The sequence below is a fragment of the Kamptonema formosum PCC 10802 genome, assembly GCF_000332335.1.
In the GTDB taxonomy this organism is placed as follows: domain Bacteria; phylum Cyanobacteriota; class Cyanobacteriia; order Cyanobacteriales; family Oscillatoriaceae; genus Oscillatoria.
The window spans coordinates 2,430,096-2,455,191 of sequence record NZ_KB235948.1 but is presented as its reverse complement, the minus strand read 5'-3'; the positions used below and the strand labels follow the sequence as shown (position 1 = coordinate 2,455,191).

General features: G+C 53.5%; 16 protein-coding genes and 1 pseudogene. 9 read left to right on the top strand and 8 right to left on the bottom strand.

All coding sequences use genetic code 11. The features are described from left to right. Positions 1-174 precede the first annotated feature (174 nt). Both OSC10802_RS0110400 and OSC10802_RS0110390 read left to right on the top strand, forming a co-directional pair. Positions 175-2,628: an EAL domain-containing protein gene (locus tag OSC10802_RS0110400; RefSeq protein ID WP_232731661.1), complete on the top strand. Its 2,454-nt coding sequence runs from the start codon at positions 175-177 to the stop codon at positions 2,626-2,628. A gap of 285 nt (positions 2,629-2,913) precedes the next feature. Next, positions 2,914-3,669, top strand: coding sequence for a DUF928 domain-containing protein (locus OSC10802_RS0110390; protein ID WP_017716724.1), 756 nt, complete (start codon positions 2,914-2,916; stop codon positions 3,667-3,669). A 212-nt stretch (positions 3,670-3,881) separates the two neighbouring features. On the opposite strand, the gene OSC10802_RS0110385 is transcribed toward OSC10802_RS0110390, so the two are convergent. Together OSC10802_RS0110385 and OSC10802_RS0110380 are read right to left on the bottom strand one after the other, a co-directional pair. After that, positions 3,882-6,371 carry a CHAT domain-containing protein gene (locus OSC10802_RS0110385; RefSeq protein ID WP_232731660.1) on the bottom strand — a complete coding sequence of 830 codons (2,490 nt, stop codon included), beginning with the start codon at positions 6,369-6,371 and terminating at the stop codon, positions 3,882-3,884. Between the two features lie 448 nt (positions 6,372-6,819). Next, positions 6,820-9,231 (bottom strand): two-partner secretion domain-containing protein, encoded by a 2,412-nt coding sequence (locus OSC10802_RS0110380; RefSeq protein WP_017716722.1) that lies wholly within the window; start codon positions 9,229-9,231, stop codon positions 6,820-6,822. A 928-nt stretch (positions 9,232-10,159) separates the two neighbouring features. Here OSC10802_RS0110380 and OSC10802_RS0110375 point away from each other — a divergent pair. From OSC10802_RS0110375 to OSC10802_RS0110365, 3 genes are all read left to right on the top strand, one after another. Then, complete coding sequence (locus tag OSC10802_RS0110375) at positions 10,160-11,182, top strand: cytochrome c oxidase subunit II (RefSeq protein WP_017716721.1); 1,023 nt, start codon at positions 10,160-10,162, stop codon at positions 11,180-11,182. 28 nt (positions 11,183-11,210) lie between these two features. Beyond that, positions 11,211-12,902: a cytochrome c oxidase subunit I gene (ctaD, locus tag OSC10802_RS0110370; RefSeq protein ID WP_017716720.1), complete on the top strand. Its 1,692-nt coding sequence runs from the start codon at positions 11,211-11,213 to the stop codon at positions 12,900-12,902. 242 nt (positions 12,903-13,144) lie between these two features. Further along, positions 13,145-13,789, top strand: coding sequence for a cytochrome c oxidase subunit 3 (locus OSC10802_RS0110365; protein ID WP_017716719.1), 645 nt, complete (start codon positions 13,145-13,147; stop codon positions 13,787-13,789). Positions 13,790-13,943: 154 nt separating this feature from the next. Here the strand turns inward: OSC10802_RS0110365 and OSC10802_RS0110360 are convergent, their stop codons facing one another. Beyond that, entirely contained in the window at positions 13,944-15,431 is a 1,488-nt protein-coding gene (locus OSC10802_RS0110360) for a PAS domain-containing sensor histidine kinase (RefSeq protein ID WP_017716718.1), read from the bottom strand. A 313-nt stretch (positions 15,432-15,744) separates the two neighbouring features. Continuing rightward, positions 15,745-17,349, bottom strand: coding sequence for a helix-turn-helix domain-containing protein (locus OSC10802_RS0110355; RefSeq protein WP_017716717.1), 1,605 nt, complete (start codon positions 17,347-17,349; stop codon positions 15,745-15,747). 354 nt (positions 17,350-17,703) lie between these two features. On the opposite strand from OSC10802_RS0110355, the gene modD reads away from it, so the two are divergent. Then, a complete protein-coding gene (modD, locus tag OSC10802_RS0110350; RefSeq protein ID WP_017716716.1) occupies positions 17,704-18,549 on the top strand; it encodes a ModD protein in 846 nt (281 codons plus the stop codon). A gap of 271 nt (positions 18,550-18,820) precedes the next feature. On the opposite strand, the pseudogene OSC10802_RS56410 reads toward modD, so the two are convergent. The 4 genes and pseudogenes from OSC10802_RS56410 to OSC10802_RS0110335 form a co-directional block, all read right to left on the bottom strand. Next, positions 18,821-18,934 (bottom strand): annotated as a pseudogene (locus tag OSC10802_RS56410) (RNA-guided endonuclease TnpB family protein); the annotation flags it as partial. Positions 18,935-19,221: 287 nt separating this feature from the next. Continuing rightward, positions 19,222-19,698 (bottom strand): hydrogenase maturation protease, encoded by a 477-nt coding sequence (locus OSC10802_RS0110345; RefSeq protein WP_017716715.1) that lies wholly within the window; start codon positions 19,696-19,698, stop codon positions 19,222-19,224. A 146-nt stretch (positions 19,699-19,844) separates the two neighbouring features. Then, positions 19,845-21,440, bottom strand: coding sequence for a nickel-dependent hydrogenase large subunit (locus OSC10802_RS0110340; RefSeq protein ID WP_017716714.1), 1,596 nt, complete (start codon positions 21,438-21,440; stop codon positions 19,845-19,847). A gap of 68 nt (positions 21,441-21,508) precedes the next feature. Then, positions 21,509-22,471 (bottom strand): hydrogenase small subunit, encoded by a 963-nt coding sequence (locus tag OSC10802_RS0110335; protein ID WP_017716713.1) that lies wholly within the window; start codon positions 22,469-22,471, stop codon positions 21,509-21,511. Between the two features lie 439 nt (positions 22,472-22,910). Between OSC10802_RS0110335 and OSC10802_RS0110330 the strand changes: the two genes are divergently transcribed. From OSC10802_RS0110330 to OSC10802_RS0110315, 3 genes are all read left to right on the top strand, one after another. Next, the gene (locus OSC10802_RS0110330; RefSeq protein WP_017716712.1) at positions 22,911-23,891 is read left to right on the top strand and encodes a tetratricopeptide repeat protein; all 981 of its coding nucleotides are present in this window, start codon (positions 22,911-22,913) and stop codon (positions 23,889-23,891) included. A 186-nt stretch (positions 23,892-24,077) separates the two neighbouring features. Further along, a complete protein-coding gene (locus tag OSC10802_RS0110320; RefSeq protein ID WP_017716710.1) occupies positions 24,078-24,335 on the top strand; it encodes an asr0689 family protein in 258 nt (85 codons plus the stop codon). 11 nt (positions 24,336-24,346) lie between these two features. Further along, positions 24,347-24,571 (top strand): hypothetical protein, encoded by a 225-nt coding sequence (locus OSC10802_RS0110315; protein ID WP_026098358.1) that lies wholly within the window; start codon positions 24,347-24,349, stop codon positions 24,569-24,571. The last annotated feature ends 525 nt before the right edge of the window (positions 24,572-25,096 follow it).

Sequence of the window (25,096 nt, the reverse complement as noted above, 5' to 3'; positions counted from 1 at the left end):
GAAGTTTTGGTGGCCGTTAAAATGATGGGAAAGTGTCGCTATTGGGAATTTCTCTGTGGGTGGGAGCAAAAACTCTGCTGTCACAGAACGTTGGGTTCCCTGCAGTCTGCAGTTAACCGCTGTATCCCCAGGAGAAACAGGCCGGTTGCAGCGCTGAGCTTGGGGCAATCGGTTGTGATTGCCAGCGCACTCGTGACGGGATTGGTGCTAGGAGCCAGACAGCTTGGAGGTTTGCAGTTTCTGGAGCTGGTGGCCTTCGACCGAATGGTGCAGTTACAGCCGGATGCCGGGCCCGATCCCCGCCTGTTAGTTGTGGGGATCGCAGAATCAGATATCCAAGCGCAGAACCAATGGCCCCTAACTGACAAGACTCTGGCCGAATTATTAGAAAAACTGCAACAGTACCAGCCTGAAGTTATTGGTTTAGATTTATATCGCAATATCCCGCACCCCCCCGGCCATGAGGCGCTGCTGAAGCAACTTATGGCTCCCAATCTGATGGCGATCTCTAAACTTAGCGATTCAGAGACTGAAGCCGTGCCGGCATTTCACACTTTACCGGAAGAGCGCATCGGTTTCAATGATTTAGTCCTCGACCCCGATGGAGTTCTGCGCCGCAATTTCATGTATGCCTTCTTGGGGAAGCAAAAATTTTATTCGTTTTCCTTACGCTTGAGCCTTCATTATTTAGAAAAGCGGGGCATCTCCCTCAAGATTAAACCCGACCGCCTCCTGCTGGGGCCGGCAGAATTTATACCTTTAAATGCCAATTCCGGCGGGTATCAAAATCTTGATGCCGCCGGCTATCAGGTATTGATTTCTTATCGCTCGCCCCGGCATGTAGCGCGGCAGGTTACGCTGGCACAAGTTTTAAAAGGAGAGATCGACCCAGCTTGGGTAAAAGATAAAGTGGTGCTAATTGGCACTACAGCCCCCAGCCTTAAAGATGGCTTTTTTACCCCCTACAGTGCTGCTTTTCAAGAAAACGCTGGGATGCTGCCGGGAGTGGAAATTCACGCCCAACTCACGAGCCAAATTCTCAGTACAGTCCTCGATGAGCGACCGCTGTTTTGGTTTTGGCCAAAGTGGGGGGAAGCGGTTTGGATATGGGCCTGGGCTGGGGTCGGGGGATTGCTGGCATGGCGCATCCAGCATCCGCTGTCTCTCGGGCTGGCTGGGACAGTGGCGCTGGGCGGTTTGTTTGGAATTTGCTTTGGTATTTTCACACAAGCCGGCTGGATACCGCTGATCCCGCCAGCACTGGCACTGGTGACCGCCGGCGGGAGTATTTTGGCTTATAAGTTACTCTACAACGCTTTTCACGATACCTTAACAGGGCTGCCAAACCGGGAGCAGTTTTTGCAGCGCCTCTCTGGGGCGCTCGCCCGCACAAAACAGCGGAAAAACGCTCTGATTGCTGTACTGTTTTTGGATCTGGAGCGCTTTCAGACTGTCATTGACAGCATGGGGCACAGAACAGCGGATAAACTGCTAGTAAATGTGGCGTACAGGTTAAAAGTATGTCTGCGCAGCACGGACACAATTGCCCGGGTGGCGGGAGACGAGTTTGCCATCTTGCTGGAAGATATTAGCGATGTCAGTGAGGCGACCGGCGTGGCTGACCGGCTGCAAAAAGAAATGAGATTACCGTTCAGATTAAACGGGCAAGAGATATTCACAAGTTTTCACATTGGCATTGCCCTCAACCAAGCCGAGCGCCAGTACAAGCCAGAGGATTTGCTGCGGGACGCCCACACAGCCATGTATCGGGCTAAAACCCTAGGCCAAGCGCGATATGAGGTTTTCGCGACGGGGATGCACCTGCAACTCGTCAGGCGTTTGCAGTTAGAGACAGACCTGCGCCAGGCGCTGGAAATGCAGGAGTTCCGGCTGCACTACCAGCCGATTGTGTCGCTAAAAACCGGCAGGATTGCCGGTTTTGAAGCCCTGGTGCGCTGGCAGCACCCCCAGCACGGATTAGTCTCACCGGCAGAGTTTATTCCCCTAGCGGAAGAAACGGGGCTGATTGTTCCCCTGGGTCAGTGGATCTTCCAAGAAGCCTGTCGCCAGTTGCGTGTCTGGCAAGCGCAATTTGCCACAGCCGCACAGCTGACAATAAGCGTCAACCTTTCCCCCCTGCAGTTTTCCCAACCGGATTTGGTGGAGCAAATTGAACAGACCCTGAAAACAGCGGGTGCCGATGGTCGCAATTTGAAGCTAGAAATAACAGAAAGTGTCGCTATGACTGATGTGGAGTCCGCAATTGCCCTGCTTTTGCGCCTGAAAGCCTTAAAGTTGCGATTGAGCATTGACGATTTTGGGACTGGATATTCCTCCTTGAGCTATCTGCACCGCTTTCCTGTGGATACCTTGAAGGTAGACCGCTCTTTCGTCAGCCGCATGGGGGATACCAGCGACGATGCGGCGATCGTTCAGACCATCATAATGCTCAGTCACAACTTGGGTATGGATGTGATTGCCGAGGGGGTGGAAACTGCCGCGCAACTCGCACAGCTGCAGGCGCTGAACTGCGAATACGGACAGGGCTATTTTTTCTCTAAGCCGGTGGATAGCTCGGCGGCATCAGCATTACTCGCCGCAGAACCCCAGGAGGTGAAGAACCTGTAGCTAGGTGTCCAGCCATACCAATTTTGGATTTTGGATTTTGGATTGGGGATTGAAAAAGGCTGCAGCCTTTTCAGCTCAGAAAAAAATCCTATAGCGTTTCGGTACTGAGAAACCCGGTTTCTTAAAGAAACCGGGTTTCTGGGCCATAGTTTATCCAACTGAGAACCGCTATATCTATTCCAACTTGGTATAAGGCGCGGCGCTAAAACCAGAGAGGGCGGAGGACTGAAGCCCTCACTACAAATGAATGGAAGATAAACCTAATTCAAGCAATTGGAGATCCCTATGTTGGGCAAAATTATGAGAACCAAAGCGCTCACAGCTGTCTGTCTGGCATCTTTGCTGGCTTTATCGTGGGGGTTCCCACAGCGGGGGCTGGCAGAAAAAGATGAGTCATCAAGAGAGGGCTTGCCTGGCCGGCGAGTCGGAGGCGGAACGCGGGGAACCTGTCCCGCTACTGAGAAGCAGCTCACTGCCTTGATTCCACAAAATAATCTCGGCTTAACTGCAGCTGCCTATCCAACGTTCTTTTTCTATGTTCCCGAAAGCCCTACCCCAAAAACGGTGGAGTTTGTGCTGCGAGACGAGAAGGACAGCCAGGTTTATGAAAAAACCTTAACGGTGACTGGCGCGTCAGGAATTATTAGTCTCAGCCTGCCGGCGGGCGAATTGCCGCCCTTAGAAATTGGCAAGAATTACCAGTGGTACTTTTCGATCCTTTGCGATCCAAAAAACCGGGCTGAAGATGTGTCTGTAGACGGCTGGATTCAGCGAGTTGAGCCTAATCCCGCTCTCGCTGCAAAGTTAGAAAAGGCACCGCCAGATGAGCGTGCTGCCCTGTATGTCTCAGCGGCTCTTTGGCACGACGCACTTGTAACGCTGGCTCAGCTGCGCCGCGAGCGCCCTGATGATTCAGCGATAGCCGAGCGGTGGATAAAGCTATTGCAGTCTGTTGGCTTAGACACAATTGCAGTAGAACCCCTGCTCGAATATTCCAGTTCAAATGAGCCGGCAGTCAGAATCCACTCTGACGCCAAATGATCCCCAATTCCTCGTTTCCGGGCAAAACTATTTGCTGCCTCGGAAACCCCACCCCCAACCCCCTCCCCGTGAACGGGGAGGGGGCTTTCTTCTTCTTTTCTCGTTTTCTCGTTCCCAGCCTCAGGCTGGGAATGCCAGGAGGAGGCTCTGCCTCCTAATCAAGCAAAAACGGCTCTTATTCTGGTTAGTTTTCGGGAAACCGCTAGAGAGGGCTACAGCCAATTCCCCACTAAGATGTAAGGTGCCCAGAAAATTGGATGTTTGTACAGCGGATTCCGCAAAAGAGATAGTTGGGCGCGACGGAGCACTTCTGCTTTAGTTTCTTTGGTGCTCGTTAACTCCTTATAGAACTGACTCATCAGCTCAACAGTAGCAGCATCATTGACAGCCCACAGCGTTGCTACGGTGCTGCGAGCTCCAGCCCGCACCGCCATTCCCGCAATTCCCAGAGCAGCTCGCTTATCCCCCGCTGCCGTCTCACAGGCGCTGAAAACGAGCAATTCCACCGGCTGCTGCCTGTTTTCCTCGCTCGATTCGAGCAAGCTATCCAGCTGATTGATGCTGAGCCGGTCATCCCAAGCCAGAATGAATGTCTCTGCGGCTTTGGAGCTGAACTTGCCGTGGGTGGCAATGTGAACGATATCGAAATCCGCTGATTTAATTTTACCTTGCAGATTTTGGCGGGTAAAGTCCCGATCGAGCAAAACAACACTGGGCACTTCAGACTTGATTTCTTTTAATTCCCGCGCCACGTTCTCGAGGGGAGGAAATCCCTGCCGCGCTTGAGTGAGCCCCGCACCGAGTACCCGGATCTTTCCTCGCTGCAACTGTTTGGGGTCTAGCAGCTGCAGTCCTGGTGTCAGAGCGATGCTATACTTTTCAATGAGATACTGCTTGCCGTCGTTCAGGGCTGCCATAGGGATATTCCGCAAGGAGCCATCCAGCACAAACACCAATGTCTTGACGCCACTGTTTGCTAAGTCTGTTTCAGCCGGACGGATCAGCCAGTCATACACTTGCTGGGCAAAGGGCGCATACTCGCGTTTGCTGCGAATGACTAAGGCTTGTCGAAACTTCTCTGCGACGCTCTCAACTTCGCTGTCGGACAGGAAAGTTGCGTAGTGGCGCAGGGGTTTTTGCGGCAAGCTGAGAATCACTTCTAAGCGATCTGGCAAAATAATTGGATAGATGACAGCGGTTTGCGGATCGACTCTATCGATCTGCGCCGGTTTCGTATCCAAGCAGGCTTCTCGGAAGAAGTTGTCCAGCTCCGCTAATTGCAAAGATTCAATGACGTTGCGGGCTAGGAGCAGGTTTTGCTGGCTGGGTTCTATATCGCCCGGTTGCAAGAGCAGGCTGACAAGTTGCCGGTACACCGGCTCGACACTTTCCCGAAACGAAAACTGAATGTCTGGATTGATAGCAACTAAATCGCTGCGCAAAGACTGGAGGGCGCTCACCGCCTGGGTGTACGCCGCAATCGCTCCCTTAATATCTCCCTGAACTTTCAGGAGTCGCCCTAATTGCCAGTGCCAGCGATAGGCAATGTCCGGAGCGTTAATCCCTTGAGATAAAAGTAGCGCTTCCTCAGTCAGTTCGCGAGCGCTCGACCACTGCTTGGTTTGTTCGTACACCCCACCGAGAATGCCAAGCGCTAGGGCGTATGATCGCCGGTCTCCCAGGCTTTTTGCCTGTTGGGCGCTGTTCGCTACTAGCTGGGCAATTGCTGGCCAAGTAGGGATATTTGCGGCAGTATTCTGTTTCAGTTGGGTCAGACTGTGCGCCAAGTTAATTTGAGCGTAAATCGCTGCCCGACTGGGGGGCAGATTGGCAATCTGCGGCTCAATTTGCGGCCACATTGCCTGAGCGCCTGACCATTGCTCAGTTTCTACCAATAAGCTGAGTTGATTCAATTTTGCTTTTATCTTTGTTATTTGAGCGGGAGAAATTTTCCCAGCTTGCTGGTATAATTCTAGCGCGGCTTTGGCGTCCTGCCGGCTGCGGGCAGTGTCGCCTAAACTGAATAGTGCAGCTGCAATTTCTGGCGCAGATTTCAGTTTTTTAGCTATAATTAAACTTTGCTGCAACACTTGCTGGGATTGTTCTAAATCCCCAATCAGGCGCAGGGTGCTGCCAAGGCTATCCAATCCGGCTGCTTTGAGCAAAGAGTCTGGCTGCTTATCAAGGGATCTGCGCACTTGGGTTAAGGTCGCTAGCGCTCGCCGGTAAAGCCCTAATGCTTTTAGAGCTAGGCTCTGGTTGATTTGGCTGCGAATAGCGCCAAGCTCGTCACCGGCTCCTGTATATTTTACCTCAGCCTGCTGCCAAGTTGCAAGAGCTTGTTCTGGCTGTCCCAGCGCTAATTGCAGGCTGCCTTGGCTATTTAAGGCTTGAGCGAGGATGTTCAATTGCTCTTTAGAATTACTTATCTGTGCTGCTTGCAACAGTTTCAAGCTTTCGGCGAGCGCCTCTTTCGCTCGCTCCCACTGTCCGAGCTGCTGATAAGCAAACGAGAGATTGTTCAACACTCTCGCTCGGTTTAGCGCATCCCCTCGGTCTTGATAGGTCTGGGCTACTTCTTGCCAGACTTTTACTGCTTCGGAAAACTCTCCTGTTTCGTAAAATTTTCTACCCTCTCGCTCCTGCTGTGCGACAGCCGGCAAACTCTGAACCGTAGAAATGACTTCCCGAGCTTGTGTCACAGCCGGTAGAACTGCCCAGCCCGGAAGGGACAGGCTTGAAATCAGCCCGAATAAAACCCAAAGTGCGAATGCCAGCACTCGGCGACAGGCTTGTATCAAATGCGAACCATTCATAAGGTTTTTTAACAGCACTTTGGCTCAGTAAACTTGATTAAATTGAAAAATTTGCCCTTTATATTGTAGCGTAATGCGAAGCGCGTTACGCACCTTTCTAAGCTCTCAGGCTTTTAATATGCTTGCGGTCGAAAGGAGGCAGATCCTCCAGAGTAGCGTTCCCAGCCTGAATGAAAATTATGCGCTCTTACGAGGCACGCAGATTGGGCTTCAGCCCAACTACGAACTTTGGGCTTCAGCCCAACTACGAACTTTGGGCTTCAGCCCAACTACGAACTTTGGGCTTCAGCCCAACTACGAACAAGAGATTACAGATATTCAACCCAACCCGATCTTAGTGTCTCTGACAGTGAGGTGCGGTCAACCAAGGGTTTTTGGGTGTAACATTAGGCGCAGAAGCCGTCAGCATAATCTTACCTTCAGAATTGACTGTCCAGCCACTGGCTTCCACTATCGGAGCGGGAGGGGACTGAGTTAGGGGGGTGGAAAAACCGGCATCCGGTAAATTGCTCTCGCTTCCCACCGGCACTGTCCTCAAGTCTGCCAGCACCGGCTCATTGCTGAGTGTCCCTTCAGGATTGGGAGGCAGTCCACCCCGACCGGTAACGATAAATTGGCTCGACGCCGCCGGCCCCCCTGCCGAACAGCCGGTAGTAACCAGTCCTTCGACATTAACTCCCTCGATTGGCAAGACAACCAATCCTTTGGTGGGGTCACTATCGGGTGTGTTAATCTTCACCTGACCGCTAATTCCCAACTGGGAGCTGGCCGTAATGGCACTGTCCGCAGAAAGAAAAATACCTTTGGTCGTGATGTCGATATTCCCCCCGTTTCCCTGAAAGGCATTGGCGCTAATTTGGCTGCCTTCCAGAGCAACCAAGGTGCCGGTTTCGGCGGTCAGGTTGCCGCCATTTCCCACACCGCTTGCAGTGCCGGCTTCTGCGGAAATTGTACTGTTTCGCAGCAGCAAAGATTGCGCGGAGAGCTGAATATTCCCCCCCTCCCCCGATACGCTTGAAGTTGCGGCGATGGTTCCCCGATTCTCCAGACGGATAGAGTCAGCGGCGATATCTATGCTGCCGGCATTTCCTGTGCCTTGACTGCGGACAGCGATTGTCCCCCCATCCCGGAGAATCAACCGGCTCGTTCGCAGGCTGAAATTTCCCCCCCGCTCCGCCACCGCCAGGATATTAGCAGTGATGGCGCTGGAGTGCAAACCGTTGGGCGATTTTCCGATGATTTCCACTGCATCTGTTGCCGTCACCGTTATATTCCCGCCCGTTCCGGTACGACTGCCAGCGGCGATTCCAGCACCGCCGCTCACGACTAACCGCCCAGTTGTTACAGAGATATTTCCGCCTGTTCCCGCTGGCGTCACGCTGAAAAAGCCGGTGAATAAGCCCTCAGTTGTCGGCACCGGAATCGGATTGCTGCCGACCAACTGCACCGAATTTGTGGCGCTGACGGCAATCTCTCCCGCCCGACCTAACCTGACACTAGCCGTTCCCACGGCGGCGTTATCTCGCGCGATAAATGCCCCCGTGTCAATCGTCAAGTTGCCGGCATTTCCAGCACTGCCGGTGCCGGTTATTAGAGCAGAAGCCGTCAGGTCTACGGTGTCAGAGGCGCTGACAGTCAGATTTCCTCCTGACCCCTGCCCCACTGTAGAAGTAGCCACAAATGCCCCATTGCGGGCGACGAACTTTGGCGTGTTAACCGTCACGTTTCCCGCTGCGCCCGAACCAAAACTCAGGGTAAATAACCCGACCGGCAGGTTGGCCGGCGTAACGGTAACAGTCAAAAAGCGGAGGATGTCCTCGGCATAGTTTCCTGTGCCAATGAGTTCCACTGACTCGGTAGCGTTTATGGCTAAAGTCCCTCCCGGCGAATCTCCCAGAGTCAAACCCACAATCCGCGCTCCTTCGCTGAGTTGAAACGCTCTCGCTCGCACTTGAATCTCGCCGCCGCCGGTGCCGCTGGTATCGGCAGAAAATCCCTGGTTTAGCTGGATGTCCTGAAAGTTTTGCACCCCTTCATATCCTAAAGCCCACCCACCCGGCGGGGTTGAATTGAGGCTAACCAAACCAGAGCCGGCAACACTTCCGAGTTCAATTCGTCCTGCCGGTGCCCTCAAACTCCCACCTGAAAGTGTCACATCTCCGCCGATTAGCGCCAGTGTTTTACCCGGAGAGACTGCTAGATTTGACCCCCGCAGGCTAATTCCTGCTGCTGCTGTGCTATACTGCAATCCCACCGGCACGCTAACGGTCAGCAAGGGAGGGGCACCTGCAGGGTTGGCACTGAACTGTGTCCCGCCGGCAAACGTCACCGCACCGGCAGTGGAAGCGACAAAGGAACCGCCGATATTGAGTTGAGCCTTGGGGCCAAAAATAATGCCACTGGGATTAATCAAAAACAGGTTAGCGCTTCCCGCCGCGCGGATCGACCCGTCAATGTTGGAGGCTGACCCCCCTGTGACCCGGCCAATAATATTCTCAATATTGGCAGGGGTGTTGAAAGAAGCTGATCCCCCCGCCGGCACAGAGAACTGGCCGAAGCTGTGAAAAAGATTAGCTCCCGCCACTGAGCCGCCGGTGATGCTATAATTCAGACCGTCTGGGGATGTTACTGCCGTGGACAGGGTGCCATCGCCAGCAATGGGCTGCGCGAAGGCCGGACTGACAGCAGCCAGACTGCAAATGCCAAGTGAGCCGGCTATCCAGAACAGGTAAGGATGCAGTTTCATGGGTGGGGTTGCAGCAAATAAAGTTGACAGGAGACGCTCGCGCCGGTCAACAAAGCTGAGAAACTGGGTTTCTTTTGTCTGGGGGAACAGAAACCCGGTTTCTTCCCCTCGATTTTTAATCCTTGACCGGCTTCCCAGGTTATTATAAATACAGAATGCCCAAAGCAGGTAGGGAGGTGACAGCCCCTGACACAGGGAGTAGCTTCACCTGGTGTCACTGATCGGATAGTGTTTTGATAAGCGCTCGCCCCTCAGCTGAATCACGCTCGCAGGCTCGCACGCTTGTGCCCAGCGCCTATAGAATATATTCAGCGAGGAGATCGCAGAGCTTTCCGGTGCATCTGCTGTACTGGAAAGCAAGGGGGAGAGGAAATGCACATTTTTTAAGTTTTGTCAAGGCTGATGCGAGCTTTTCGGTGCCGGTGAGGCCGGAGAAAATATTAAATGAATATTAAATTTTGTCGCACCCTCCTAAAAAAGTAATAATTTTATAAAATTGATCAAGCGTAACAACTTAAAGCTTGACTTGGATCTACCTTAAGAAAGAAGTAGGGCTAGCAGTGACCTGGTATAGCAGATTACAACTGAGTGAGGTAAAGATATTGATCCCCCCCTTCCCCCCCTAGCCGCCCTAGCCGCCCTAGCCGCCCTAGCTGCCCTAGCTGCCCTAGCCCCCTAGCCCCCTAGCCCCCCTAAAAAAGGGGGGGACAGAGGGGGAAGACGTGATGCCCCCTGGGAGGGCAGCTACCGGCAAGGAGACTGGCCATTGGGGGGAAGGACGCGCAAGGCGAAAGCGCTCGCGGGACGCAACGCAAGCCCGCAACGGTGACGAACCGCACTCCAAGCGCGTAAAAACTGCTATATTCAGCAAAAAACATTCAAGGAAGCGACTCCTCAGGCGTCGCAGCCGTTCCCAAAGAGATAAGGCATGGAAAAGGAAAAAGTTCCAGTTTCACTATTAACCCTGGTTGCTGGCGTCTTAGTAACAATGATCAGCTTCTGGGTGGGTCAGAACCACCACCTGCTGCCAGAGCAGGCATCGGCACAAGCGCCTCTCGTAGACGGCTTTTTCAACGTCATGGTCACCATTGGCACCGCCCTGTTTTTGGTGGTGGAGGGAGCCATCCTGATTTTTGTGATAAAATTTCGCCGGCGCAAAGGGGATGATACAGACGGCGTGCCAATAGAAGGCAACTTCTCCTTAGAAATCTTCTGGACGGCGATCCCAGCGATTATTGTCATCGGGCTGGGAATCTACAGTGTGGAAGTGTTCAGAGACATGGGAGGTTTTGAGGTAGCGGGCTCCCACATGATGGCTCACAGCCACTCCCCATCGCACATGGCCAGCATGCGGGGGAGCGCACTCGCCGCTCCGGCGATTGCGGACTCAGAGGGGATGGAGCCAAGCGAGCTTGCGCCCGCCGAGACAAACAAATACGGCATTGGAGCGGCTCCCGCACAGGAAGCCAAACCGGCAGACCTAACAGTCAACGTTACCGGCATGCAGTTTGCCTGGATTTTTAGCTATCCAGACAGCGGCGTCACCTCGGGTGAACTCCACGTTCCAGTGGGCTCCGACGTGCAGCTCAACCTCTCCGCTGTTGATGTTATCCACGCCTTCTGGGTGCCGCAGTTCCGCCTCAAGCAAGATGCGATTCCCGGAATGCCAACCGAACTGCGGTTCGTCGCCACCAAAACCGGCACTTACCCCGTAGTTTGCGCTGAACTGTGCGGCGGCTACCACGGCGCGATGAGAACGCAGGTGGTTGTCCACACACCAGAAGAGTACGAGAGCTGGCTGGCAGAAAATCTCATCGCTCAGCAGCAAAACCTGAACAGTGCCGTTGCCAGCAATCCCGCGGATTTACCGGCATCAGACTTTCTCGCGCCCCACGCCGCCAATCTGGGGATTACTTCAGAAACCCTAGCTCAGCTCCACCCTGCTCGCTAAGCTCAGGCAATTTTCACGAAAATAACTTATGGCACAAGCACAAATTCCAGTCAGCACCCCACCCGAACCGAAGGGGGTTTCCCACAGCGCCCATCCGAAGGCGTGGAAGTGGTACGACTACTTCACCTTCAACGTTGACCACAAAGTCATCGGCATTCAATATCTCGTCACCGCCTTTGTATTCTATTTAATAGGCGGGTTGATGGCCATAGCTATGCGTGCCGAACTGGCGACGCCAGACGCAGACTTGCTCGACCCGAATCTTTACAACGCATTTATGACCAACCACGGGACAATCATGATTTTCCTGTGGATTGTGCCGAGTGCGATTGGCGGGTTTGGCAACTTTCTGGTGCCGCTGATGGTGGGCGCAAGAGACATGGCATTTCCCAAGCTCAACGCGATTGCCTTTTGGCTGAACCCACCGGCAGGGGCGCTGCTGCTGGGCAGTTTCTTCTTCGGAGGATCGCAAACCGGCTGGACAGCCTACCCGCCCTTGAGCTTGATTACAGCGAACACCGCGCAGTCGATGTGGATTCTCAGCATCGTCTTTGTGGGAACCTCTTCCATTTTGGGTTCAGTGAACTTTATCGTCACGATTCTCAAAATGAAAGTCCCCAGCATGAAGTGGGACCAGCTCCCCCTGTTCTGCTGGGCGATTTTGGCGACCTCGGTGCTGGCGCTCGTCTCAACGCCGGTGCTGGCTGCTGGGCTAGTGCTGCTGCTGTTTGACATCAATTTTGGCACCTCGTTCTACAAACCGGATGCCGGTGGCAATGTGATCATTTACCAGCACTTGTTCTGGTTCTACTCGCACCCGGCAGTTTACCTGATGATCCTGCCGATTTTCGGCATTATGTCCGAGGTGATTCCAGTTCACGCCCGCAAGCCGATTTTTGGCTACAAAGCGATTGCTTATTCCAGTCTGGCTATCTGCGTTGTGGGCTTGTTCGTCTGGGTGCACCACATGTTTACCAGCGGCACTCCTCCCTGGATGCGGATGTTTTTCACCATCTCCACCCTGATTGTCGCTGTTCCCACCGGCGTCAAGATTTTCGGATGGGTGGCCACCCTTTGGGGCGGCAAAATCCGGCTGACCAGTGCCATGCTTTTTGCTGTTGGGTTGCTGGCGATGTTTGTGATGGGCGGACTGAGCGGCATTACCCTGGGCACTGCCCCATTTGACGTGCACGTTCACGACACTTACTATGTCGTCGCGCACTTCCACTACGTCCTATTTGGCGGCTCGGTGTTTGGGATTTACGCCGGCATGTACCACTGGTTCCCCAAGATTACGGGGCGGATGTACAGCGAATTTTGGGGGCGCGTTCACTTTGTCCTCACCTTCATTGGCACCAATCTCACATTCTTGCCCATGCACGAACTGGGGTTGCAGGGAATGCCCCGCCGGGTGGCAATGTATGACCCGCAATTTACTGCCCTCAACCAGATTTGCACCTTCGGCGCTTTTCTCCTGGGACTGTCTGTGATCCCGTTTGCCTTTAATATGATGTTGAGCTGGATGCGCGGACCGGCTGCCGGTGACAATCCCTGGCAAGCTTTAACTCTGGAATGGACAACCAGCTCCCCACCGGCCATCGAAAACTGGGCAGTGCTGCCGGTTGTGACTCATGGCCCTTACGAGTATGGCATGAACGGTCACAATCCCCAAGGGAAACTTTCCGCGCCGGAGAAAGAATCCCCTGTTTCTGTGAAATAATGTGAAGTAATTTTTGCCGGCGTTCCCCTCGTTCCGGGGCGGCTGACTTAAAAAGGGTTGCAGTAGGGCTTTAGCCCTACCGCCGGCACCTTTTTTTTGCGCCTAATTTTCATTAAGCGCGCAGCTCATCAAGACTGCTTGTAAACGCAGTTAGGTAGGCTCTGCCCCCTAGATTCACCAAGCAGATTAAACGCCTAACAGCTTGCAACCGGCATCTGAAATTTGATAGATATTGGAGGACTATGCAAGGTTCAATTGAGGCATCTGAGCTCGTTCTCGACTCCTCTGTTCCCGCACCGGCAGCGCCCGAGGCGGCGGGAGGCGAACATCACGAAGAGCATCCGGATTTGCGGGTTTTCGGGCTGCTGACGTTCCTGATTTCTGAATCCCTGATGTTTGCGGGATTTTTTGCCACCTATTTAATTTTGCGGGGGGCTGCGGAGGTTTGGCCGCCAGAAGGCACAGAAGTAGAGCTATTGGTGCCGGCAATTAACACCGTCATTCTGGTTTCCAGCAGTTTCGTCATTCATTTTGGCGATACGGCGATTAAAAAGAATGATGTGTCGGGGATGCGGCTCTGGTATGCCGTGACGGCGCTCATGGGTGCGATTTTCTTGGCCGGCCAAGCTTATGAGTACAAGACTCTGGGATATGGCTTGACCGAGAATGTGTTTTCTAACTGTTTCTATTTGATGACCGGCTTCCACGGTTTGCACGTTTTTGTGGGGCTGCTGCTGATTTTGGGGGTGCTGTGGCGCTCGCGCCGGCCCGGTCACTATTCCCACACCAAGCACACCGGCATCGCCATGGCAGAAATCTACTGGCACTTTGTAGATATCATCTGGATTATCCTGTTTTCGCTGCTGTACATTCTGACGCTTTTTTAATTCAGCGGTGAGGGGAGCCGGTGAAAATATAGCCGCTCCCACATGAGTGAGGCGAAGCCACGCCTCACTCATATGCAAACCGCTTGTTTTTCTGCCCGACGAAACCCCCTTGCCCGGGGTTTTAATCCAAAATCCGGGCATCTAAAAACCAAAATCAGAAAGGCTGGGCCAAAGAAACTCCCTGTTTTAGAGGTTGCTTTTGGCAGAGGGGAATTTCAATCAAGAACTCCGTTCCTTTTCCGGGCGCTGTAGCGCACTGGAGCTGGCCTTTGTGGTTTTCAGTCACGATTTGATAGCTGATCGGCAGTCCCAAACCCGTACCTTTACCGGCAGGTTTAGTGGTAAAAAAAGATTCAAACATCCGAGGCAGGACTGTCTCTGGTATGCCCGGGCCGGTGTCGGCAATCCGCACCGCCACTCGGTCGCCACTGACCACTTCAGTAGAAATCCGGATAGTGTTAGGGGTGCGCTCCATCTCGGCATAGGACCGGCTGCAGCTGCACTCATCAAGAGCGTCAATGGCATTGGCAATAATATTCATAAATACTTGGTTCATTTGCCCGGAATAGCACTCCACAAGCGGCAAATCCCCGTATTCTTTGATAACCTCAATGGCTGGGCGTTCCGGTTGCTTTTTGAGGCGGTGCTGTAAAATCATCAGAGTGCTGTCTATCCCCTCATGAATATTCACGGGTTTTGCCTCTGTCCCCTCCATCCGCGAAAAGTTGCGCAAGGAGAGCATTATCTCCCGGAGGCGTTCAGTTCCCACCAGCATGGAAGACAGCAATTTCGGCAGGTCTTCCGTCAAAAAATCCAGCTCAATTTGCCCCGCACTGTCTTGAATTTCATACCCTGGATTGGGAAAGCGCCTCTGGTAGAGTTGCAGGTGGTTCAGCAGGTCAGCGATGTATTGATTGGCGTAATATAAATTGCTAGAAATAAAGGATAAAGGGTTATTCACTTCATGAGCTATCCCGGCAACCAGTTGCCCCAAACTGGATATTTTTTCACTCTGAATCAGTTGGGTTTGAGTCCGTTTGAGCTCCTGCAGCGCCAGTTCCAGCTGCTGAGCTTGCAGCCTCGCCCGGAATTCCGATTGCTGCAGCGCTTCTTCTGTGTTCTTGCGGTCGGTAATGTCAAACCGGATAGATAGATATTGGTAAGGTTTCCCGTTTTCCTTCAAAAACGGAACTACGGTAGTATCGACCCAGTAATAGGTTCCGTCTTTGGCTTTATTCTTGATTTCGCCTTTCCAAACTTTGCCGGCTTTTAGGGTAGCCCAAAAGTGCTTGAAAAAATCTTTGGAGTGATAAGAGGAGTTAATGAGCCGGTGAGTTTTGCCAATCAGTTCCTCTCGGCTATATTTGGAGATATCACAAAATTTGTCATTCACATAAGCGATCGTCCCTTTTTCGTCGGTGATGGCTACGATGGCCGAGCGATCCAGCGCAAATTTTATGTCTGACAGTTCTTTGATTGTCTGCCGCAAGGTTTCATTAATATCCAGCTCGTTAGGAATGGCTAGACCGCAAGCTGCCAGGTGAATTTCTCTTAAGTTCTCATCCAGCTTTGCCCCATTTTTTTTGATTCCTCTACCTCTAGGGTATTTTTGCGCCCGATTATCAATTGCCTTAGCTTCCATCTAATTTCGCTCCTGTGATGTTTATCTCCCGGCTTCTGATATCATGTCCGCTTGCATGGGTTGGCGTAAGCTTGTAGGGGCGGGTTCTGCCAAGAGATTTCTGGCGAGCGAGCCGAATATGAACAAACCCGCCCCTACCCCCTCCGCACAACAGCGGTGCGACCGGACATGATATGACACACACCCTGGATGTCTCTTTCTAACTGCGGCAAAGTTTTGTAAAAGGTCAGGCTAGATCTAACCCCTCACTTGGGGAAGAGTCCATGACATGATGTGGAATCATTCGGAGATGTTTTCCGAGCGGGGCTGCGCCTCAAGCCAGACCCAGCACTTTCCGCAACACCTGCTGGTCTTCCAACTTAGCTTGAAAGCGGCCATTTTCGATATCCCGAATCCAGCTTTGGCTTTTCCCGGTCATCTGCGCCAAGTCTCTCTGACTGATGCCCCGACTTTTTCTGGCCTCTATCACCTGATCGCCGGAGAGCGCCGGCACGGTCCTTGACTTGGCCCCTCTTACAATAGCAGATCGCTGCTTCTTTTTGGCAAATTCAGGAATTGCCAGCTCCCACTCCGGGGGGAGCTCAAACCACAAAATGCGGGCGTTCATCAACAGGTTCCACTTGCCGCGCGGGCCAGAGTCCGTCAGCCTGCTGTCGCTGCCCCCATCATTAATCCAGAAATCGAGCGCTTCCTCTGCATCGTCTGGAATATCGCCTAGCTTTGCCCACAGAGGCTGGATCTCTGGCAGGTAGGTGACGGGATCGAATACGGGTTTGAGCCCGTAATGGCTGAGAGCTTCCAGATCGCTTTCAAAGGTGCGCAGCATGCGCTTGCGCTCCTCCCGGTGGTAACATGCGTGGGTGACTTTCTCCTCACCGTAGGCGACGCGCATTAAGGTGGGCACGGTGATCCGCTGCTCTTTTCCCATTTTAGCTTTAAATAGCAGCCACAGCATCATTCTAGCCGCTCCCTCATGTTGCTGCCAGACGCTCATCACCGCAGTTAAAAGGGATTTGGGCAGGGTGCCGTACTGGTAGAAAGCGGTTCGCTGTTTGCACGCTTGCTTGTTTAAGAAATATTGCGCCCACCGGCCAGCCCTGACTTTAAAGGTGAGGCCGGTCAGATGTTTGCACCCCACCGTGTCTTCCTGGAAGTAGTGCTGAATTTCCACCATCTGCCACAAGGGGCTTTCTTCAATTGAGAATCCCTTAACTTGGCCCTGCTGGGGCCACTTGATAGAAGTTCCGATCGCGCAAGGTTGCTGGGCAATTTCTTTGATCAGGGTCAGTTTGGCTGCTTTGCTGAGGTCTTTGCGCTTGTCCAGCCCCAAATATTTCTCGATTTGCCGGTCGTCGATGACAAACTCCTGCTCCCAAGGCTTCTCCAAAGCCGTGGCGTGGGCTGCGTAAATCAAGTGCAGGCAAGCCGCCCTGATGTCAATCGCCTCAATTGCGGAAAGCGCCAGAGCACCGGCTCGGGGGCGGGCCTGTTCTGGAGCGAGATGGCCTGCAAAAGACAGGGTGATGGTTCCCCGACCTTGGTTGACTTGTCTCTGGTAAAAGCGCTTTCCGGAAGCGTCCGCTCTCCAGGGAAGTGACTGTCGCTGTGCCAGCAGGTTGCAGGCTTCCCAGATCACTATAGCGGTGGCGAAGGGAGTATTTTTCCCGTTAGAAAATAGATCCGGGCTGGTGGCAGTTCTCGCATCAACTTTGTGCCTCCCTTTCTTTGCCCGCAAAGGAACAGGGTAGCTGAATGGGCAAGCCACCACACACTGCGGTTCCGGGTAGTGCCCATTGCAACTGTTGCAAAGGCTGGCCTCAATCCGATATTGATTCTTCTCGCGTTTAATCGCACCAGTGGGACACTTAGGCTTGCAAGCATCGCACCCCACGCAATCATCAGGAATTATATAAGCCATAAGACGACGCAGCTTCCTTCCATTGAGCCCGATGGCTCAATTTTCGGAGTCCTCTCACTCAGTTATTTATTTATCTAACTATAAAATTTCATAAATTTTTTCCGAAAACTGTTCATACCGAACAGTAAAACAATTCTTAATATTTTTTTAAAGTTCTTCATGAAAAAATCTTGAGCGATTGAGGGAGCAATGGGTTAAAGTTTTTTGCGCTTTGTGAAGGGAGAGGGAGCGGCGGTTCGTGCGAAAGGCAAAAAAAGCGAGTGCGAGAGAGCAGCCGCTAGGCGCTTTCCTCAGCAGAGGAGTAAGCTTTTATGCAAGCGTTAGGCGATTTTCGGCTAAAAAGGCGGGAAAAACATGATATCGATCTCAGAGCAGTTGCTCGAACAGCTTATTCGGGAAGACGTTCCCTACTTTGACTTGACCACCCACGCCCTGGGAATAGGGGGGGCGAAAGGGCGGATCTCCTTCGCCACCTGCGCCGATACTGTGCTTTGCTGCACGGAGGAAGCCGCCGGCATCCTCCAGCGAGCCGGTGCTCAGGTGACGCTGGCGCTCCCCACCGGCTCCAAGCTCGAGCCGGCTGTGACTTTTCTCTGCGCCCAAGGAAATGCCGGTGCCTTGCACCTCGCCTGGAAGGCGGCGCAGAACCTGCTGGAATATGCCTGCGGAGTGGCCACCAAAACGAACCAGCTAGTGCGGCTCGCTCAAGCCGCCAGCCCTGAGGTCATGCTCTACACCACTCGCAAGTCCGTACCGGGGACTAAACCCGTGGCGGTGAAAGCGATTTTGGCCGGCGGAGCCTACCCCCACCGGCTGGGACTTTCAGAAACAGTCCTGATATTTGACCAGCACCTGAACTTTACCGGCGGCATTGAAGGGTTTCTCCAGCAGCTGCCGGCTTTGAAGCGCAAAGTTAAAGAAAAAAAGGTGATTGTCGAACTCAAAGAGACCTCACAAGCGGTTCAGCTAGCTGAAGCCGGTGTGGACGGTATTCAATTTGACAAAATAGACGCGCCCGAGCTGCTAAAAATCATTCCCGCTCTCAAGTCGATTCACCCAGCGATCCTCACCCTGGCTGCCGGTGGCATCAGTGAATCCAATATCGCCCAGTATGCGGCCACCGGCGCAGATGGGCTGGTGCTAACAGCTCCTTACTATGCCAAGCCGGCAGACATCCGCGTCGAGCTTTTGCCGGTGTGAGCGCCCCCGCTGTCGCTGACTCCAAAAAATAGGGTGCGTGGCCGATCGCACGCACCCAAAACACTATTTTTCTCGTTTTTTCTCGTTTTTTCTCGTTCCCAGCTCAAGCTGGGAACGCCGCTTAGGAGGCAGTCACTTCGGAACTGCGCACACCGCCACCAATGAAAATTGTCCCCTGGGCGGGGCGAGCACGGGGGCGCAAGCCCCTACAAGACTATTTTCAAGTCAGAGCCTCCTGAGGTGCGAGCTTGGGTTAACATTCCTGATACATTTACGCGCCATTACCCCGGATAACCCAGGACAAAGCAACGATAGCACTATCACCGATAAAAGTGATAGAGGCGGTATCCCGCAAAGCTTTCAGGAAGATCCCGAAAGCACTATTTCGCTTAGTTTGAGGTCGGTGTTTTCGCACCTACTTAAACTCAGAGCGCTTTCACGCTCAGCGCCGATGACAGCTGCTTTAAGCTCAATTTCCTGTTTCGCTTGGCAACCGTGTCGGAAGTCTCAAAGGCGGATAAGAAATCAAGCACTATTTTCAACTCGATCAGTCGGCACGGTTCGCTAACGCTATTTTTTCGCGACTGACCTATCTCATTATACCGTTCCTACTGCTTTGCGTCAAGAATCCAGGATTAAATCCTGCTCTTGGCGTCCCTTCACGGGGGCGGTTCATTCCCATCCCGAAACCGACGCAATCAGCGAGATTAATTCCTGAAAAACCATGCCGGCGGCTCGCTGGACAGCGGGGCTGAGCTCAAACCCAAAATCAAGAGTCTCCGCCTCAATCAGATAAACGGTAACATCTTGGGGAAAATCATCCTTGAAGATTTGGCGACCGGCTGCTAGGGCGTGATCCCAGCGAAAATCGTGGAGAGTGTAACTCGGTTGTGGCAGCGCTTCCAGTTCGGAACCGGGCACCTTGAACACCGCACCGGCTGGCGAGCTGGTGTTGCTGGCATCAACAATCACCAGCTTGGTGCTGCCGCGCGCCTGGAACATCACCTCCATCCCCGCTGTGCCGCAGTCATAAACCCTGACACCGGCACAGGGACTCTCCATCAAAAATTGCTGCAGGCGCTGGGCAATGACTGCGCCGGCAGCATCATCACTGCGGTTGAGATTGCCGCAACCAATTATCGTCAGCATAGGGCAGTGGGCGATAGGGCGATGGGGCATGGGGCGTTGGAACCCCACCCCCCAACCCCCTCCCCGCTTTTCGGGGAGGGGGAGTGAGAGGGGGTAACGATGGGCATGGGGCATTCTTCCTTATTTCTTCTTCCCTCTTCCATCTTCTAAGCGGTGCGGAAACGGGCGAGTTCCTGGCCGGTTTTGGCATCGTGAGCGTGAACCGTGCAAACCAGACAGGAATCAAACGAGCGGGCCACATGACCCACCTCTATCGGATCGTTCGGATCGGCAACCGGCGTTCCCAACAATGCCTCTTCAATCGGTCCCGGCACCCCCTCACCGTCACGCGGGCCTACATTCCACGTCGTGGGAGCGACTATCTGGTAATTCTTAATTTTTCCCCCCTCAATTTCCACCCAGTGACACAGCGCCCCCCGCGCCGCTTCTGTTGCCCCCCAGCCGCGACCGTCTTTTTCTACCGGCTTGATGTACCACACATCATTCAGCCGGAACTCCCGCAAGCAGCGCTCTGCCTGCCGGTACAGTTTCACGATTTCGTGAACTCTTGCGAGCTGGCGCAGGTGGATGCTCGCGCCGCCCATCCGCTTGAAGACATCGAGAATAAAGCCGTCGGTCACCTGCCAGGATTCACCATGTTTGCCACCGGCAACCAGCTGGCGGGCGAGTGGGCCCACTTCCACACGCCCGAAATCTTGGTGGCGCACTGCACTTGCCCAAGAATAGGCTTTCGCGAAGTCTTTCACATTGTTGTAAGTGGGAGTTGTGGTGCGATCGAGGGGGTGAACGTCCGCCGCACCTTCATCATACCAGGAGTGGGATGTATTTTCGCGGGCAAAGCTGTGATCCATCAAGGTGTGAGTGTTGGTGAAGCTGTCATAGACCCCACTCTTCATAATCACCGCCGCATTCCGCCCTCCCAAAGTCGGCTTCTGGTACTTGTCCTCGTGGGGCAAATACCCCCAGGTTACATATTTCCCCGTGCCGGCACCGTATTTGTGCAGGCCGATATCTAAACCCATGCGCCAGTAGAACCCCAGGTCAGAATTGGCGTGATTGGGGTTTGACTCCAGCCACGCCATGAAGTCATCGTAACTCTGGATTTCTTCATAGCGCTCTAAGGAACAGCCCAGCCACACCGGCTCCAGCCAGTTGGTGCGGAAATATTCCAAAATCGACCAGGCGCGGGTAATATCAGTTAAGGTGGGGGCGCACATCACCCCACCGGGCACCATGTAGCTAGAATGGGGCCACTGTCCGCCCAGCAGGGCGTAAATTTCTACCGGCTTGCCCGAAATAGTCACGCCGATTTCATAAGACTTGCCGGTGAAGGCGGCAAACCGCCGGCAAGCTTCTTCATAAAAAGGGCTGTGCCGGTACTTCTTATTAGTTAAATCTATGGCAAACAAGCCATAGAAATAGCGGGGAATACTCTGGATGGTTTCGGCTAGCTGCCCGAGATTCCGCGCCAGAATTGCATTGCGCGGCACTTCTGTGCCCCAGGCTGTATCGAGAGCCCAAGAGGCGCAGGTGAGGTGGGAGCCGCCGCAAATGCCGCAGACGCGGGGGGTGACAATTAAGCCGGCTTGGGAGTCTTTGCCCCGCAAGATAACTTCAAAGCCCCGGAACAGTTCTGCTTGCGTCCAGGCATTGACGACGCGCCCGTCTTCAATATCCACTCGCACGTCTAAGTCGCCTTCCACTCGCCCCACTGGGGAAATGTCTATTGTTTTAATTGCCATTTTTCTCTCCTTGGCGGTAACTGGTTTTCAGGGAGTCCGCGCAATAACCTGTGCCGGCAGGCGAACTGCTAAACGGTAAAGATGTCTTCTTCTGCCCATGCCGGTGTGGCGTCCTTTGCTACAATGGTGAGCAAGGCATAGTCTTTCTTGTTGATTCCAGCCGGCAATTCCTTGGGAACGCCCATAACGGTTTGGGTTTTGAAAACGGTTCCCGGTTTGAGATCGTGGAAAGGAAATTCCGGTTCTGTGCAGCCCAAACACGGCATGCCGGCGCGGGTTTTGGAGGAGACGCGGTTCCACAAAATCCGGTTGCACGAAGAATGGGTCATCGGACCGCGACAGCCCAAATCGTAGAACAGGCAACCTTTGCGCTGGCCAAATTCGGCGGTTGATGCTTTGTAGGCGAAGTGGACGTTGCGGGTGCAGCCGGTTTGGGTGAAGCTGCGGAAGAAGGTTTGCGGGCGGTGGAGCTCGTCGAGGGTGATGTCGCCAATCCGCCCTGTGGCGATGGCCACTAAGATTTGGGTAATCCAGTCGGGATGGGCAGGGCAGCCTGGGATGTTGATCGCCGGCAGCCCGGATTTGGCCCGGAAATCTTTCCCCAGGAAGCCGCCTTCTTGGCGCTTGAGGAACTGCAACCCAACAGATTCGCTGGGGTTGGGTGCCATTGCGGGAATGCCGCCCCAAGTGGCGCAATCTCCCACTGCGACCACAAAGCTGGCGACGCCGGCAAGCTCTGCGAGCCAGTCTTTCATGGGCCGGTTGGCGAAACGGTTCCACTCGCCGGTGCCGTTGGGGGCGCTGACGACGCTACCTTCAAAGACGAGGATGTCCAGGGGAATCGCGCCGGAAATGCAGTCGCGAAGCAATTGCTGCAAGTCGTCGCCCAGCTCACGCCCCAGGGAGGGGTGCCAGAGCAGGTTAATCCCAAAATCTGTTATCAGATCGCAGACGCTGGGTTCTTCCGCGTTTAAGAATGACATGGTGTTGCCGGAACAGGCACCACCTTGCAGCCACAGTACATTTGCCATACGTTACCTGTCTTTTTAATTTTTCCAAAGCCTGACTCAGGTGGCCCTCGCTTGTGCCGCCACCTGATGCGCGTAAAGCTATTTTTACTATGATGCGGCATGTTTTGATGGCGGATTCATCCCCTTCATAAAAATTAAAGCTTGAGGGAGTGCGATCTAATTCTTTAAATAATATTAAGACCGACCTGTAGATAGCTGAGAATTTTGCGCCGAGTAAAGAGGCGATTAAACAAGTCTGTATCGCTGGGCACTTTAGCAACTTAAAAATTGTTAAAGTCAGCAATTGTGTAGCAAGATATACAGAAATATATAGAGCTGGGAATCTATGTAAAAATTTGCAAAGAAGGGGGAGTGATTGAGGCTCTGATAGTGTTTGATAGTTAAAGGAGAGGCGGCAAGTGTTAGGAAAAAATAGGTAAAAACCACTAGGAGGGCTGCAGTGACGCCCAGGATTACAGGTGCAGCTGTGAGAGCAGCGCTGGCGGCGATTGAGTCGGAATCAGCAACGGCTGTGGAAAAAATCGAGATGCTGCTAGAGATGGCGCTGGGGTTTCAGAAAAAGCCAAAAAGCGCCGAGGAACTCCAGGATGCGATTTTCCTCTACCAGCGGGCGCTCGCCCTGTGCGGCGAGGAATATCCCCTGCTGCGGGCGCGAGCCACAGCGGGAATGGGAACCGCGCTGCGGGCGATTCCCAGCGAGGGGGCCCAGTTGCTGGTTCAAGCCAGGGAGGCTTATGAGGCGGCACTTCCTATTTTGCAAGAGTTCGCCTCTCCAGAAGAGGTGGCAGAAGCGCAGATGAATTTGGGGCTGGTGCTACAGTCTCTGGTGCCTTTCAATCTGGCGCGTACCGGCGACAGCATCCAGGCGTATCAAAGGGCGCTGCGGGTGTTCACCTGGCAGGCGCACCCCCAGGAATATGCGGTTTTGCACAATAATATAGCGGTCGCTTACCTTTCAATGCCGGTGTCCTCGGAGGGGGAATACCTGCGTCAGGCGCTGGCGGTGCAGTCATTTGAGGAAGCGCTGCAGCATATTGCGCTGGCTGAACACCCCAGGGAGTATGCGATGCTACAGAACAATCTGGGGAACGCGCTGCAATATTTACCGAGTTCGCATCCGGTAGAAAATAACTTGCGGGCGCTCGCCGCCTACGGCGAGGCACTGAAGGTGCGCAATCCCAGAGATACGCCGGTGGAGTACGCCACCACAATTTGTAATAAAGCTAATGTCTGGCGCAATTTGCCGGACGACCCGGAAAAGCCGGCAGCCGGGAATGCGCAGAATCTCTCCCTGGCGCGCGCTTGCTATCTTGAAGCGCGGGAAATCTTCTGCCGGTATGGGCTGGGGGAACAAGCGCAGGTGGTGGAGTCAGCTTTGCAAGAGATTGAGGCGGAAATGGCTGATGTCAATGAATGCTAGTTTCCTTAACAGGACTTACGCAAAGCTTCTATCTGTAGAGTGGGGCGCGGGAAGCGCGTCCCCCACCACACAATTAAGGTCGCTGCGCAAGTCCTGCTTAAGCTCCTGGCGAATGGAATTCGCGGCTATACAAACGAAGTCCGCCTTCGCGGACTTAAGAGCTTACAAAGCGGAGAAAAATATCCAATGACAGACATTTTGAGGGACCCTACTGTTCAGGACTTTCTCACAAGCCTTGCGGCAGGAGACATCACCCTATTTACAGGATTGGTGTGGCTGGCTGTTGCTGCGGCGCTATCTGTAGCTGGCGGCGCGATTGGAGGCACTGTCTTAGCCGGGAAAGATTTAGGCTATCAGCTAGCCGCTATGATTGGCGGACTGTTTGGCCCAGTCGGAGTGATTCCAGCAGTGCTAATAGGATTAGCTGTTCTGAGATTTGTATAGGAGGGAGAGCTGTGTTAGAGGTAGGATGGTTTTCTACTAAGTTATTGCTGAAAGGGAAGCTGCTTCGCAATCCGGGATATTTCGTTCGCCAAACGGCTATTGGCGTAACGGTTGGAGCGCTGTTGCTGGTGGGACTGGCAAAAGCCGAGTTGGCCCTGTGGCTGCCGGTGCTGGTATCCAGCTTGGTGACTGGGGCGGCGATGCCGTTTCTGCTGAAAGATATTAGATTGAAGTAGCGTGGGGCTGAAGTCCTCACACTCTTGTGAGATAAGGACTCATACCAATTTGCTATATCCTTCCCAGGCAGAGCCTGGGAACGCAGTTCTGGAGGCTCTGCCTCCGGTTAAGGCAAAAGCAGCATTATTAGCCTAACAGCTGAAAGCCTTTTCAGCCCCAGGCAAAAGTCTTATATATCCCAAGTTGGGACTTAAGGAGGCAGTCGCTTCTCTTGCTGCGCACACCGGCACCAATGCAAATTATGCGCTCTTACGAGGTCCGCTGATTGGGCTAAAGCCGAACTGCGAACCTTTGGGCTAAAGCCCAACTGCGAACCTTTGGGCTAAAGCCGAACTGCGAACCTTTGGGCTAAAGCCCAACTGCGAACCTTTGGGCTAAAGCCCAACTACGAACCTTTGGGCTAAAGCCCAACTACGAACCTTTGGGCTAAAGCCCAACTACGAACCTTTGGGCTAAAGCCCAACTACGAACCTTTGGGCTAAAGCCCAACTGCGAATTTTGGGCTAAAGCCCAACTGCGAACCT

Excerpts from the sequence above, each read along its gene's own strand:
- modD (WP_017716716.1), top strand. The coding sequence starts at position 17,704 with ATGATATCGATCTCAGAGCAGTTGCTCGAACAGCTTATTCGGGAAGAC.
- OSC10802_RS0110345 (WP_017716715.1), bottom strand. The coding sequence starts at position 19,698 with ATGCTGACGATAATTGGTTGCGGCAATCTCAACCGCAGTGATGATGCT.
- OSC10802_RS0110365 (WP_017716719.1), top strand. The coding sequence starts at position 13,145 with ATGCAAGGTTCAATTGAGGCATCTGAGCTCGTTCTCGACTCCTCTGTT.
- OSC10802_RS0110335 (WP_017716713.1), bottom strand. The coding sequence starts at position 22,471 with ATGGCAAATGTACTGTGGCTGCAAGGTGGTGCCTGTTCCGGCAACACC.
- ctaD (WP_017716720.1), top strand. The coding sequence starts at position 11,211 with ATGGCACAAGCACAAATTCCAGTCAGCACCCCACCCGAACCGAAGGGG.
- OSC10802_RS0110380 (WP_017716722.1), bottom strand. The coding sequence starts at position 9,231 with ATGAAACTGCATCCTTACCTGTTCTGGATAGCCGGCTCACTTGGCATT.
- OSC10802_RS0110320 (WP_017716710.1), top strand. The coding sequence starts at position 24,078 with ATGACAGACATTTTGAGGGACCCTACTGTTCAGGACTTTCTCACAAGC.
- OSC10802_RS0110375 (WP_017716721.1), top strand. The coding sequence starts at position 10,160 with ATGGAAAAGGAAAAAGTTCCAGTTTCACTATTAACCCTGGTTGCTGGC.
- OSC10802_RS0110355 (WP_017716717.1), bottom strand. The coding sequence starts at position 17,349 with ATGGCTTATATAATTCCTGATGATTGCGTGGGGTGCGATGCTTGCAAG.
- OSC10802_RS0110340 (WP_017716714.1), bottom strand. The coding sequence starts at position 21,440 with ATGGCAATTAAAACAATAGACATTTCCCCAGTGGGGCGAGTGGAAGGC.
- OSC10802_RS0110360 (WP_017716718.1), bottom strand. The coding sequence starts at position 15,431 with ATGGAAGCTAAGGCAATTGATAATCGGGCGCAAAAATACCCTAGAGGT.
- OSC10802_RS0110390 (WP_017716724.1), top strand. The coding sequence starts at position 2,914 with ATGTTGGGCAAAATTATGAGAACCAAAGCGCTCACAGCTGTCTGTCTG.